The following is an 11,534-nucleotide window of genomic DNA, read 5'->3' on the forward strand; positions in this document are numbered from 1 at the left end:
GTTACCGCCTCGACGCTCACGGCGGCGGCCTAATTCCTCCTAAGCTGATGATACCCTCATATGCTCACCTTCAAGAAGTTGAAAGCTTCTGTATCAACTGATACGATTTGAATTTATAATTGCTGGAGTCCCAGGACTAAAGTTGTCAAAGCAATCAAGATATAAATCAAAAAAGGGGATGGCTCTGGCCATCCCCTTTTTTATTGCCCCCTTCTCTTTACCCCTTCGTCGCCACCCAATACTTACTCATGAAGTGGTTGGATACTGCCACATCCCTAAAGCCAGCCGACGCCAAACGCCCTGCTATATCATCGGTGCTGTAGTTACGATAATAGGGCTCATGAAAAACGTTGGGGAAGTTGTCCATCATGGGAGTAAACTCCGGATTATCCAACTTTTGGATCGAGTCGCAAATAATAAATTTGCCCCCAGGCTTGGTCACGCGATAGCACTGGTTGATCACCGTTTGGCGCACGTCTGGGGGTAGCTCATGGAATAAAAAGACGCTGACGGTAACCTCAAAGTAATCATCTAGGTAAGGTAAGGCCTCAGCATTGGCTTGGATGAGCTGGGGCAGGGTGCCGGTCTCTTTGCTCAATAATTCATTCGCTTTGCGCAGATAGGTAGGGGACAGATCAACACCATAAAGCGACGTTTGAGGAAATGCATCCCGGATCATCTTAAGGGTACGTCCGGTCCCGCAGGCCACATCCAGCACCTTGGGGCTGGCGACGGCCTGCTCACCCAAGGCACCTTTTAGGGGAGCTAAGATGCGGCGACGCATGGCATCCGCCGAGCCATTGAATAAAATCTCTACCTGGAGGTCGTAGAAATTGGCGGACATATCGCTCAAATAACCATCGGTCTGATGGTGGAAATTTTGCACATAATAGCTGGGATAGCCCTCAGTACTGACATCTGCACCAAAGTCCTGATACTGCTTCTTTTTTGAGCGCTCCCATACCCTGGGGGTATCCAACACCACCAGCGGGTAATACTTAAAAAAGTCATCCCAGGGATTATCAAATAGCAACGCCTTGGGATACACCCCAGCGTCCGCATCTTGCCAGTCAACTTCGAGCAGTTCGTCAATGCGCTGTTTCAATAGCATCAGGGTGGCAGCAGGAATATCCGAGGTACTGCCAGAAGGCACCGGAGAAACGACTTCGCGGAGTCGATTGAGCAGAGTTTTGTGGGTATAGCCAAAGGCCTGCTTGCTCTGCTGAAAGGTTTGGTAGGCAAATTTGGTCAATGTATCTGGCATGGGGAATAAAAGACTCTGGCAACTAAGATATTGGCTAAATGCTGGCTAAATATTGATTGATGGCAGCTCTCTGAATAAGGCATTGACAATGCTTTATTCAATTTAGAGCCGGTCAAGGAATATTCGCATATTCGTTATTGTAAAAGTTTGAGAAAAATAGGGGGAGGGAAATGCAGAATTGCGATGCCCTAATCCACAGCAAGCTGCGCTAGGATGGGTGGGTTACACCGACCCAGCCATAGAGGATTACTCGATGAAGCGTCTGTCCATTGATACCACCCAGATGATGCGTCGCACCGAAGACTTGATCAGTGCGGCATCTAATCGCTATCGCATCACTGTTCAGGTGGCAAACCGGGCACAGCGTCGGCGTTTTGAAGAATTTGATAACATTGACGAGTCCCGCATGAAGCCTGTGCTGCGCGCCATTGTGGAAATGTCTGACGAACTGACTCAACCTGAAATTATCGGCGAATAGGGCTGGATTTACGGAGAGCTTAGCCACTACTACACCGACCGGTCGGGTTCCCTCCGTATATATAATTAGCGAGTATTTACTGAATTATTAATCGCACTAACGCTTAGCGATATGGGTAAGCAGCTTAAGTTCTGGTTCTTGACCACCTTGACCACCTTAATGGTTTTGGCTGGCAGCATTTTACAGGTGGGGGAGCCCTTGATGGCTGCCCAAACTATAGGAGGTACGTCGACAACGTCAGGGACCCCTGCAATCACCATTGCCAATCAGTTATACCGTCAGTATCCCGATATTCCCAGAGCCCCCCAGGCCAACACCACCCTACTGAGTCGCTTTATCGAGTATCACCTCGATACCCAGGCGCGACCTGCTCAGTATCATTTTGATTGGGAGCTATCCATGGCCAATTATCTGAATATTGCCTATGGCTCACAGCCAACGGCACCTGCCATTGCTAGCCCCACCGACAAGCTAGCAATGCAGGGGCTAAGTCGCCAGCAGCGCCATGACCTCATACGGAGCCTAGAGGAACGCTTTGCCCGATGACGGCCACGATGCTCCAAGAGGGCGATGGCTGGCGGCTGGGCTGGAACGAAGAGCGCGAACCGTTCAAAGCTTTAGTCGGTGGCGAATATTGGGCACTAGAACTCACCCAGAATGAATTTGAGGATCTCCGGCGTCTGGGGCAACAACTGGCCCAGACTATGACGGCTATGGCCACCGAGCTGATGCCCGATGAGCGCATTGCCTGCGAACAGGAAACTGCTCAGTTATGGATAGAAGCTGAGGGGTTCTATCATAGCTACGGTCTGCGCTTTATTTTGCTCCATGGTCGCGGGGGAGAAGGGGCATGGCCCGCCACCGTTGTGCCTGCAGTATTAGATGGACTCGCTCGCATCAAAGTATTCTGATATGTCAGGCCGATTGTTTTAAACTAGGCATACGGCAGGGACATATTCGTAGTACGGTGGCTTCTAGCCGGAATTGGAACATTTTCTATAGCCCAAAGGAATTGGTCCACAGAAATAATTACATTGGTTCACAAAAGTGGGCCCACAGACATTGGGCAACTATTATCTATCTGATCATCAGACTGGCAATCAGGCGGCAGAACGTATATGAAAAGACTAAAGGTCGTCAGTGACACACAATTTAAGCAGCGTCCTGGGCTGTCAAACGAGCTGTCGAGACAGGAAAAGGTATTTGTTGCTAATGGGACAGAGTTTGACCTAACGAACTCAGATGTTGTGCGGGACGGGCATCTGAAGGTGACGCTGGCCAAGCCATTAGGGCCGGAAAATCAAACCAGCTGGTACGTTTATAATCCGGATGTCAGGGTCTATGACACTAGCATTAAGCTGACGGTGACCAGCGATACCCTCTTTAAACAGCGACCGGTTTTGTCAAATCAGCTGAATGAGCGGGAAAAGGTTTTTGTTCCCAATGGTACTGAATATTATTTGCAGTCCTATCTACCGGCAGAAGGGCAACATGTGAAGGTTGCGATCGCAAACGCCTTCCTCGGTCCCGAAAATCGTACGGTCTGGTATGTCTACAAACCGGACATTCGCATTATCGGCGACACCATTACCCTAACCGTCACCAGCGACACCCTTTTCAAAACGTCGCCCCAGATATCATCTCAGCTCAGCAATACCGATAAGGTCTTTGTCAAAAACACCACCGAACTAGAACTAGTCAGCCACGAATTAGCCCCAGGTAACCACATCAAAATAGAGCTGGCCGAACCCAGTTTTAGCAACCGGCCTGAACTAATCTGGTACGCCTATAAACCGGACCTTCAGATCGAGGGTAACGAAAAAGAAAATCAACCCAAAAATGAAACCCCAGCCCCCAAACCCACTGGCCCCTACGTTAAGCTACCAGGATTTAGCGGCAACTTTTACCTAGCCCAACCGATTATTCCCGGCGGCAGCTTTACCTGGGGAGAAGCCACCCACGGAGGCAGCCGCATTCCAGTGAATCGCGATGTAGTCTACGGCATCATTCGCATTGCCCGAGTGATGGAAGAGGCGCGCAATCGTCTAGGAGGACGGCCCATCACCATCAACTCCTGGTATCGTGACCCGGTAACCAACCGACGGGTGGGTGGCGCTAGTCGATCGAGCCATTTAAACGGCGACGCGGTGGATTTTGTGGTCCCTGGCATTCATCCCTACGATGTCTACGATCGGTTAAATCGGTGGTGGGGGTCTAAAGGTGGACTAGCCAGCGCCACTGTGTTTACCCACATTGATGCGCGGGGTTACTATGCTCGCTGGAGCTACGGATTTTAGAACTGGGTATAGCACCAACCCAGTTATATAGAGATAGCTTTACCCTCAAAGTTCACATCATCGGTCAAAGCCATCACGATGAACGATGAAACGAGTTTTCCTCAAGGGAACCGGGATGGCCGTAATCCAAAGCGGTCGAAAGGCTGGTTGTGGGTGTTGGTAACCCCGTTGGTGAGCTTTTGGATGCCGTTTGATGCCTTATTTTGTCAGTTTCTGACAGACAAATGACCGTTTCAGGCAATGGTATACCCACTGGTTAACCATCAGTTTAAAACACAAAAACCGCTGATATCAGCGGTTTTTAGTCAATCGGAGCGGCGGGATTTGAACCCACGACCCCTACTACCCCAAGGTCATATTCGATAGAGTTGCAACCCTTGGTGTGAAAAGCCTTCAGAAAACCATGGAAAAGCATCATACCCAAATTGTACCTATTTTGGGCCAAAATTGCCCCGATTAAGTGTACAGTCCTTAGGTGGTTTTTGGGCGATGACGGCACCTACTGGCATGGTGCAAAAGTAGCCGTTTTCGGGTAACACTCGCATGACAAATTAGGCCCTCATGACGGTGATGACCTGGCTTCCGTCGGTGTTTCTGATTAGCGTTGTTGGAAACGCTGAAATCCCAAGAGTTCTAACCAATCAGGATGGCTTTCTCCCGTCACCAGTTCGGTTGGACTTTTGCCTACCCGCTCTTCACAGTCACTGCGCATGAACTGACGATGATTGAGAAAGAATTGCAATAGATTGAGAATGTCGTTGCTCTAGGTCACCTCAGGCAATCAAGTGGGGAGGGACGCATGACTGAAATTGGCAAAAAAGTGTCACCTCGTTTTGCACCACGCCCGATAGCGCAAGCGCTGACTTGTCAGTTCGCAACCGAAACCGGGCGCACTCCCAGCGATGTGGTTAAGGAAGCTATTGGGCTATATCTAGAGAAAACTGATCCAAACGGCGTAGCATCAATGGCGCGGCGACTCGGTACCTTAGAGAAGCAAGTCAAAAAGCTAGTGCAGCTGGTGTAACGATGGCCCTGATCATCCCTGACGCAATTCCATCGAAAGCCAGTCAGGGCGAGCAGTTGCTATTCAAAATTTTAAGTACGCAGCTGCCGGATAACTTTATCGTTTGGTACGAGCCCAGGGTCAAAGACCTATACCCTGATTTCATCATTCTTGGCCCTGACTTTGGGCTGCTGATTTTAGAGGTCAAAGGCTGGTATGCCTCACAAGTGGCACGAACGCTGAGGGATCATTTTAGCCGGTACACCTACCTAATACTGCTTCAAAGAGAGAGTTCCACTGAGCTCTGCAGATGCCGAAGTTACTGGCATAATCTTTTTTTATGTTCTGTACAAGAACACATCTGAAAAGAGCAACCTCTAGTAGGTAAAAGTAAATTAGAGTCGCTCAAAGAAAAGCTATCAGATAGATTGAATGAAGGGTAAGGCGTTATATCTTCACTGGGTGAGATCATGTCTGATAAATTGTTAGAAGAACGAATAGCTGTCAGCATCTGTAAATGCTGCTGCACGCCTAAAGCTAATTGAATCATTGACAAATCAGTTAGGTCAATAGGCCCCACATCTGACAACAGTACAGGGAGCAGCAGAAGCCTGTATTTCAAATTGCCATTACACAAATCAAGATGTCGAGCTGCTTGTGACGACCGCAAACCTATAACTTTTCTTGAGAACTGATTATATCCAGCCTTTATCAGTGGGCTTCCAGCCTGGTTAGCCACTGTACTCAGTGCAACTGTAATTGCTACTTGAAGCAAATCCATTGTGAACTCCAAAAATAGCTAAACGATTTAGATTTCTATTGTGGGTACGGTCTGAATCAAAAGAACTAACCCCTCTCTTCCAACAACATAGACAACATCACCAGGATGAAAATAGCATCCAGATTGAGCCGCCCGCGCCCTCCAAAGGATACTTTTATAGCGAACCCTCCATTCACGTCCAGAATGAATTACATCATCTACTACTGCTTCATATTGAAGATTGGTAACATTCACAGGTAGAGTGTTGTACGTATTTGTAGACTTGTTTTGGTTTTTAGACCGAGGCAAAAAATTAAACATTCCATTCATCACTACTAAACAGCAAGATTGTTCTTTGAGAAACTTAAAGTTCCTTGAATTAATAGACTGATCCCCAACCACTTCATCAGTAAATCACTTGCTTAAAGAGTAGCTGTAGGTATATCTAATTAAAAAGAAAGTTTATTTTTGAAGAACCCTAAATATTCTTGAGAAACCAAATAAATTATGCTAGCCCAAAAAAAGTTGGGTTTAGCAAAAGTTTTTTTGGTTTCTATGTTCGTTTAGCTCAAGAAAAGATCTGATATATTTTGGCTATCTCGATAAACAGGAGGCAGGCAATGCCTACACCATCATCTAAAGAGCGAGATCGCCATAGAGGCAAAAAACTTAAACAGAAAAGAAGAGAGCAAGAAATCACACAAGACCAAATTGCTGAGAGGATAGGTGTTACCCCTCAGACGATACGTAATATGGAGAATGGTGAAGGCTGGAATCAGATAGATAAGATTGCAGCGTTATGTGGATGCTTACATATAGAAATAAATCAATTAGCCAATCTTGACAAAGAAGAAAAAGGAGAAGAAAATTTAAATTTAGGAAGTGATAAATTGCCTGTTATATCTAAAGGAGAACTTATTGATTTAATTAGAGAATGCTTAGAAACAGACAAAGCTCTCATACCTAAATCAATAATGACAACTGAAGAAAATATCGAATCCTATAACTCTGAGGTTTGAAGTATGGAACTGACTCGAACAAGATTTCTAATTGATGCAGATCTGTTCATAGAAAGTATCTTAAATCGCCAACATACATGTAACAACTTGAGCTCTATTTGGAAGTTGATTCAATCAGAAAGAATAGAAGCATATGTTACAGAGATAGGATTTGATCGATTAAATGGAATTACAAGAGCACTTTCAAAATCAGAGGAAACTGCTGACTTCTTAACTAGCCTATTTGAGCGAACTATTAAAATCATCTATCTCAGCCACCGAGTTATGCAACAGGCGCGAGGCATAGACATAGAAGACTATGAATCAGCAGTTGAAACATTAGTAGTCAATAATTCAGATTTAGACTTGTCAGGAATTATTACACACTTACCAGAAATATTCAGGCAAAAATTTGATTCAAGCATTCACATAATGACACCATTTCAAATTGAAGAATTTTTTGAAAATGGCCAAGAAATAAAATCTAAAAACCATGATGAAGTAATAAAAATTCCTTCATTTGCTGATACTAAATATGAATCTGAGACCCAAAACTATCATGAAGAAAATGAAAATGGTTTTATTGGTAGAGAACTAGGGGTATTTACCATAAAAAATGCTCTTGAGAAAGATCGTCGTCAAGTGATTGCTATTAAAGGAGATATTGGAATTGGAAAAAATCGTATTGCATTAGAGGTCGCTCGCCTGTGCTCAAAAACATGTAATCTTAATAGATCATCTAATCTATCAACATTTGACATGGTCATTCATGTTGATTCACCATATATATATGAGAATTTTGATTGGAGTTACTTGGGATATTTATCACGAACAATATCCCAAGCTACAAATGAAATATCTATCAATTTTTCTACTCCACAAAAGCAGTTAGAGTGTATTTATAGAAGTCTTTCATCTCAAAATACTTTAATAATACTAAGCAATTTAGACACTGCATTTATATCAAAGAATGAGCTTGATCTATTTTGCAAAGGTCTTCCAAAAAACGTGAAAATAATTATCACATCTTGCGAGGAAGATTTTGACTTTTATAGCGTGACACTATCATCAATGGCTAAAGATGATGCTATCGACTTAGCGGTAGACATTATAGATTCAAATCATCTTGTAATAGAGAAAGATGAAATCGATAATATAGTAGAGAGCTGTTCTTATAATCCTCTATTAATAGAAGCTACATTGCTTATAGCGGAAAATTATCCTGATTATGGTAACTGGAAGACATTGACAAGAAAGACGCCTACTCAAATACAAAGAGTACTGATTCAAAACCTTTTCGAGTCAATTAGCCTGCCTCTATCTCGTGAGATTTTGAAGCTCCTTTCATTTGCGAATAGATCTTTTCAAAAAGAAATTTTAGTTGATTATGCACAAGAAAATTCAATTAGTTCGAAAAGAGTTTATGCTAGCTTAGCTCAATTATGTCGTCTAAATCTTGTATCTGAAGAGAAAGGAAGATATACAATAAATTCGATTATCCGAAAATTAATTACTCCGGTAATAGCTAAGGAATTTGGATATGCGAACCGAATATATGCAAAATTAGCTAAAATCTATATTAAGTTCACGGCTAAATATGGTGGCGTTGACTGGGGTGACTGGTATACAAACTACGACTTAATAGATTCAGAATGGGAAAATATTCAGATTATCCTTTACTGGTGTAAATATAATCAGCGTTATGAAGAGTTAAAAACTATTTGGGACAATGTAAATCACTTTGCTGATTTATACGGATACTGGAAAGACCGCTTGATATGGCTCGACGAACTCTCTGATATCTTCAAAGACAAAGATCAGAGTACTTATATTCAAGCTTTGTCAAGAAAAACATGGACTCTTTTAATGACAAGAGATGAGGTAAGTGCTATTGAAGCCAAAAGAATCATTACAGAAGCTTGGTCAGCAAAAGATATTATGCCTTTAGTTGAACAAGTTGGCATAGCACATCACCTTTTCTTATCTCAAACATATAGCAAACAATACGAGGAGGCAGAAACAGTACTCAAGAATATGCAAAAAATCGTTGATGACTTAGCCATATCTAAAGCAGGCGATAAAAGAGTAATTCAGCGCTGTCAGATAAATTTGATTCGGGATAAAGCAAAGTTACACTCTGAAAAGCAAAATCTCAAGGCTGCAAAACGGTTTTATAAGAAAGCCTTAAAGATGTCTAAGGATATCTATTGGAATCGAGCTATTTGCTATATCTATAACAAGCTCGCTGATATAGCTATACAGGAGAATGATTTAAAAACCGCATCTGAATTTCTCAACCTCGGTTTACCGATAGCTCAACAAAATAGAAATAAACGCAGGTTGGCTGGATACCAAAAGTCTTTCTCTCAATTAGAGGCTGAACGTGGAAACGTATCTGCAACTCGACAATGGGCAAAAATGGCAGCCAATCTCTACAGCGAATTAGGTATGCCTAGCCAACATCCTACATTGAAAAAACTAATTGAAAATACACGTATGTAAACGATGAAGCCTTCAGGTAATAGTTAAGAACGCTTGCGATAATCCCAAGGCTTTTTGGCATTAGGGTTTTGCCACAAACCCGTTGACGCCTCCTTAGCAATCTGCTCAGCTCTCACCAAAACGTCTGGCTGTGGGCAGCTGCCCGAATACTTCTCATAGTGATAGGCCATCCCATCCAACACCATTTGAGAGTTCAGGTGAATCTCTGTGTCATCCTGGAGCATCACAAACAAGTCGGCCACCGTTCGCCCGTAACGGTCTTTCTCAATCGGTACCACACCGATAGAACCATCACCTTGAGCAACTAGCGATCGCAAATGGTCCCGCGCCTCAACGCCTCCGGCCTGGTCCTTCTCAGGCGCATCGATGCCGCATAATCTAATCTTCAGCTCCTGGTCACCACGCTCAACCCGTAGCGTATCGCCATCGTAGATAGAGCCCTCAACTACCTGGTAGTGCTGTGTATCGGGTATGGCTTCGGATCAGGTTAGCGGCTTCGAGTTCCAGAGTTGCGATCGCAATCCGCTCACGCTGCACATCGCCACCGCCCAACACGTTCTGAATCAGCCGAATCGGGTCCAACGTCAGATAGTTCGTCCACTGCCGCGCCACCGCGTAGTCCTGTCGCTGGGCTGTGAGTTCCAATTGTCCATTAATCGCCTCAATCTCCGATGATTGCGCTATCGCCTGCTGGGTTAGCTCCGTCAGGCATTCCATTGAACTGTCCAGGCACGGCAGCGCCAGCGCCGGTGCGGACCATAAGAGTAATTTCAGCAGACAAAAGCCCGTCAGCACCCTGACCCAGCCACTTGACGCGACGGATACGACCTTCGTAGGGGCTACGGACCACGGATAAAGTTGCGATCGCATTTTCTACCTCATCTACCCTGAGCTGCGTTTGGGCGAGTTGAAAATCCCGGTCCCGTAAACGCTGTTCAAAGTCTGCCCACTGCTGCTGATAACTCAGCTGTGCATGACCACGACTGCTCACATCAGCGGCTAGCGCTCGGGAGTGTTCATACTCCGCCGTCGAGCGTTTACCCAGCGCTAGCTGATAGTCACGCACAGCGGCAGTGTGGTTACGTTGCAGCTCGGCTAGCTTCGCGGTTTCGTGCTCCATCACTAGCGGGTCAAGATTGGGCAGCTGGGCCAGGTAGTCTAGCTCCTCACGTTTCGTCGTTATCAACGCTTCGGCCTGGTCTACGTCGGCCTTGGCGCGGTCGATAGCGGCGGTTTGCTCTAGGTAGGTGGGCGTTGCGATCGCAGGCGGTTGCGGCGGGGGGAGCGGTGGCGTAATGGTGGACTGCTCCAGGCGTTGCAGCGTCAGGGTTAGCTGTCGGAGCTGGGCTTCTAGGCGGTTGCGATCGCGGGTGCGGTCGGCGATCAGTTGGCCCACGGCGATGCGGTCGCCTTCGGCTACCTTTAGGTCTTCCGGGTCAGCGACGGCTACGGTAATGGTGAGGCGGCGAGGGGCTTCGTCATTGGGTTGTTCTGGGGGAGTGACTGGCGTGATGATGCTGGGCTGTTGGGCGATGGCTACGCTGCCTACAGCTAAAAGTGCTAATGCGTAAGGAATCACCCCTTTCATTGTTTACACCTAAACCAAAAGCTCTATTGGGAGAATGCCCAAAGGAATTAAAAAGACCTTGATTAAAATCTAGAGCTTTTAGCTCAAACCCTATAAATTAGGCACACACCATAGTTTTATCAAAAATGCAGGAACTTAAATCTCTCTGGGAACGAGTAGAAAAACAAGTTATATATGTGACTCTATTCTCTTTCTTTTTCTTGCAATTCCTAGCTATTTTTAATCCCAAACTAGCCAACTTCATGGATGCGCGAGGCTCTTTACTATTAATTGCGCTCGTCCTTGTAACCATGTTTCGCTTTCTAGATGAGCGTCTCAGCAGGCAAGAACGTATTGGACTAGTATCTTCCGAAGGTTTTATAGAAGAAATTATTAATCTATTAAAGGAAAAGCGTGAACATCAATTAGTTGAAATTTTCGCAAGTACTGGAGGGTTATACTATCCAGCTATATATGAAAGCAAAGCTAAAATCCATGAGCTTAGGATTTTACTCATAGATCCCGACAACTTAACTTCACTGGACAGTGCGAAGTTCATCTCTAACTGGTGAAAGTCTCTAAAAAAGAACATCCCAGTACCCAAACGGTCTGGAATGTCCGAAACTGGCTGAAACCATTACAATCAGCCAGTTCCATTATGGAGT

General features: G+C 45.1%; 16 protein-coding genes. 9 read left to right on the plus strand and 7 right to left on the minus strand.

All coding sequences use genetic code 11. From position 1 onward, the window contains the following. Positions 1 to 217: 217 nt before the first annotated feature. On the minus strand, positions 218 to 1,264 hold the full coding sequence (locus tag VB741_RS25125) for a class I SAM-dependent methyltransferase (protein WP_323367969.1): 1,047 nt from the start codon (positions 1,262 to 1,264) through the stop codon (positions 218 to 220). A gap of 253 nt (positions 1,265 to 1,517) precedes the next feature. On the opposite strand from VB741_RS25125, the gene VB741_RS25130 reads away from it, so the two are divergent. The 4 genes from VB741_RS25130 (at position 1,518) to VB741_RS25145 (ending at position 4,039) form a co-directional block, all read left to right on the plus strand. After that, entirely contained in the window at positions 1,518 to 1,742 is a 225-nt protein-coding gene (locus VB741_RS25130) for a DNA-directed RNA polymerase subunit omega (RefSeq protein ID WP_323367970.1), read from the plus strand. A 111-nt stretch (positions 1,743 to 1,853) separates the two neighbouring features. Further along, positions 1,854 to 2,288: a hypothetical protein gene (locus VB741_RS25135; RefSeq protein ID WP_323367971.1), complete on the plus strand. Its 435-nt coding sequence runs from the start codon at positions 1,854 to 1,856 to the stop codon at positions 2,286 to 2,288. Beyond that, positions 2,285 to 2,653, plus strand: coding sequence for a DUF1818 family protein (locus VB741_RS25140; protein WP_323367972.1), 369 nt, complete (start codon positions 2,285 to 2,287; stop codon positions 2,651 to 2,653). The genes VB741_RS25135 and VB741_RS25140 overlap by 4 nt, the downstream gene beginning before the upstream one ends. A 207-nt stretch (positions 2,654 to 2,860) precedes the next feature. After that, positions 2,861 to 4,039: a D-Ala-D-Ala carboxypeptidase family metallohydrolase gene (locus VB741_RS25145; protein WP_323367973.1), complete on the plus strand. Its 1,179-nt coding sequence runs from the start codon at positions 2,861 to 2,863 to the stop codon at positions 4,037 to 4,039. Positions 4,040 to 4,637: 598 nt separating this feature from the next. Here the strand turns inward: VB741_RS25145 and VB741_RS25150 are convergent. Next, positions 4,638 to 4,781 carry a hypothetical protein gene (locus VB741_RS25150; protein WP_323367974.1) on the minus strand — a complete coding sequence of 48 codons (144 nt, stop codon included), beginning with the start codon at positions 4,779 to 4,781 and terminating at the stop codon, positions 4,638 to 4,640. 57 nt (positions 4,782 to 4,838) lie between these two features. Here VB741_RS25150 and VB741_RS25155 point away from each other — a divergent pair, with 57 nt between their 5' ends. Together VB741_RS25155 and VB741_RS26555 are read left to right on the plus strand one after the other, a co-directional pair. After that, on the plus strand, positions 4,839 to 5,063 hold the full coding sequence (locus tag VB741_RS25155) for a hypothetical protein (protein ID WP_323367975.1): 225 nt from the start codon (positions 4,839 to 4,841) through the stop codon (positions 5,061 to 5,063). 2 nt (positions 5,064 to 5,065) lie between these two features. After that, positions 5,066 to 5,407 carry a nuclease-related domain-containing protein gene (locus tag VB741_RS26555; protein WP_323367976.1) on the plus strand — a complete coding sequence of 114 codons (342 nt, stop codon included), beginning with the start codon at positions 5,066 to 5,068 and terminating at the stop codon, positions 5,405 to 5,407. On the opposite strand, the gene VB741_RS25165 is transcribed toward VB741_RS26555, so the two are convergent. Both VB741_RS25165 and VB741_RS26560 read right to left on the minus strand, forming a co-directional pair. Then, the gene (locus VB741_RS25165; RefSeq protein ID WP_323367977.1) at positions 5,362 to 5,823 is read right to left on the minus strand and encodes a hypothetical protein; all 462 of its coding nucleotides are present in this window, start codon (positions 5,821 to 5,823) and stop codon (positions 5,362 to 5,364) included. The genes VB741_RS26555 and VB741_RS25165 overlap by 46 nt on opposite strands. A 27-nt stretch (positions 5,824 to 5,850) precedes the next feature. Further along, positions 5,851 to 6,132 (minus strand): NfeD family protein, encoded by a 282-nt coding sequence (locus VB741_RS26560; RefSeq protein WP_442786449.1) that lies wholly within the window; start codon positions 6,130 to 6,132, stop codon positions 5,851 to 5,853. Between the two features lie 290 nt (positions 6,133 to 6,422). Here VB741_RS26560 and VB741_RS25170 point away from each other — a divergent pair, with 290 nt between their 5' ends. Both VB741_RS25170 and VB741_RS25175 read left to right on the plus strand, forming a co-directional pair. Further along, complete coding sequence (locus VB741_RS25170; RefSeq protein WP_323367978.1) at positions 6,423 to 6,821, plus strand: helix-turn-helix transcriptional regulator; 399 nt, start codon at positions 6,423 to 6,425, stop codon at positions 6,819 to 6,821. Between the two features lie 3 nt (positions 6,822 to 6,824). Further along, positions 6,825 to 9,302 (plus strand): hypothetical protein, encoded by a 2,478-nt coding sequence (locus tag VB741_RS25175; protein WP_323367979.1) that lies wholly within the window; start codon positions 6,825 to 6,827, stop codon positions 9,300 to 9,302. 23 nt (positions 9,303 to 9,325) lie between these two features. Here VB741_RS25175 and VB741_RS25180 read toward each other — a convergent pair whose 3' ends face one another. The 3 genes from VB741_RS25180 to VB741_RS25190 are packed head-to-tail and all read right to left on the minus strand — an operon-like array spanning position 9,326 to position 10,890. Beyond that, positions 9,326 to 9,775, minus strand: coding sequence for a thermonuclease family protein (locus VB741_RS25180; protein ID WP_323367983.1), 450 nt, complete (start codon positions 9,773 to 9,775; stop codon positions 9,326 to 9,328). Continuing rightward, positions 9,744 to 10,019, minus strand: a complete 276-nt coding sequence (locus tag VB741_RS25185) for a hypothetical protein (RefSeq protein WP_323367980.1) — start codon at positions 10,017 to 10,019, stop codon at positions 9,744 to 9,746. Before VB741_RS25185 ends, VB741_RS25180 begins: the two co-directional genes overlap by 32 nt. After that, positions 9,964 to 10,890, minus strand: a complete 927-nt coding sequence (locus VB741_RS25190) for a hypothetical protein (protein ID WP_323367981.1) — start codon at positions 10,888 to 10,890, stop codon at positions 9,964 to 9,966. The genes VB741_RS25185 and VB741_RS25190 overlap by 56 nt, the downstream gene beginning before the upstream one ends. A gap of 125 nt (positions 10,891 to 11,015) precedes the next feature. Between VB741_RS25190 and VB741_RS25195 the strand changes: the two genes are divergently transcribed. Next, positions 11,016 to 11,441 carry a hypothetical protein gene (locus tag VB741_RS25195; protein WP_323367982.1) on the plus strand — a complete coding sequence of 142 codons (426 nt, stop codon included), beginning with the start codon at positions 11,016 to 11,018 and terminating at the stop codon, positions 11,439 to 11,441. The last annotated feature ends 93 nt before the right edge of the window (positions 11,442 to 11,534 follow it).

Origin of the sequence: Leptothoe sp. PORK10 BA2 (genome assembly GCF_034932105.1) — a bacterium.
GTDB lineage: Bacteria > Cyanobacteriota > Cyanobacteriia > Phormidesmidales > Phormidesmidaceae > Leptothoe.

Excerpts from the sequence above, each read along its gene's own strand:
- VB741_RS25125 (WP_323367969.1), bottom strand. The coding sequence starts at position 1,264 with ATGCCAGATACATTGACCAAATTTGCCTACCAAACCTTTCAGCAGAGC.
- VB741_RS25130 (WP_323367970.1), top strand. The coding sequence starts at position 1,518 with ATGAAGCGTCTGTCCATTGATACCACCCAGATGATGCGTCGCACCGAA.
- VB741_RS25135 (WP_323367971.1), top strand. The coding sequence starts at position 1,854 with ATGGGTAAGCAGCTTAAGTTCTGGTTCTTGACCACCTTGACCACCTTA.
- VB741_RS25140 (WP_323367972.1), top strand. The coding sequence starts at position 2,285 with ATGACGGCCACGATGCTCCAAGAGGGCGATGGCTGGCGGCTGGGCTGG.
- VB741_RS25145 (WP_323367973.1), top strand. The coding sequence starts at position 2,861 with ATGAAAAGACTAAAGGTCGTCAGTGACACACAATTTAAGCAGCGTCCT.
- VB741_RS25155 (WP_323367975.1), top strand. The coding sequence starts at position 4,839 with ATGACTGAAATTGGCAAAAAAGTGTCACCTCGTTTTGCACCACGCCCG.
- VB741_RS26555 (WP_323367976.1), top strand. The coding sequence starts at position 5,066 with ATGGCCCTGATCATCCCTGACGCAATTCCATCGAAAGCCAGTCAGGGC.
- VB741_RS25165 (WP_323367977.1), bottom strand. The coding sequence starts at position 5,823 with ATGGATTTGCTTCAAGTAGCAATTACAGTTGCACTGAGTACAGTGGCT.
- VB741_RS26560 (WP_442786449.1), bottom strand. The coding sequence starts at position 6,132 with ATGAATGGAATGTTTAATTTTTTGCCTCGGTCTAAAAACCAAAACAAG.
- VB741_RS25170 (WP_323367978.1), top strand. The coding sequence starts at position 6,423 with ATGCCTACACCATCATCTAAAGAGCGAGATCGCCATAGAGGCAAAAAA.
- VB741_RS25175 (WP_323367979.1), top strand. The coding sequence starts at position 6,825 with ATGGAACTGACTCGAACAAGATTTCTAATTGATGCAGATCTGTTCATA.
- VB741_RS25185 (WP_323367980.1), bottom strand. The coding sequence starts at position 10,019 with ATGGAATGCCTGACGGAGCTAACCCAGCAGGCGATAGCGCAATCATCG.
- VB741_RS25190 (WP_323367981.1), bottom strand. The coding sequence starts at position 10,890 with ATGAAAGGGGTGATTCCTTACGCATTAGCACTTTTAGCTGTAGGCAGC.
- VB741_RS25195 (WP_323367982.1), top strand. The coding sequence starts at position 11,016 with ATGCAGGAACTTAAATCTCTCTGGGAACGAGTAGAAAAACAAGTTATA.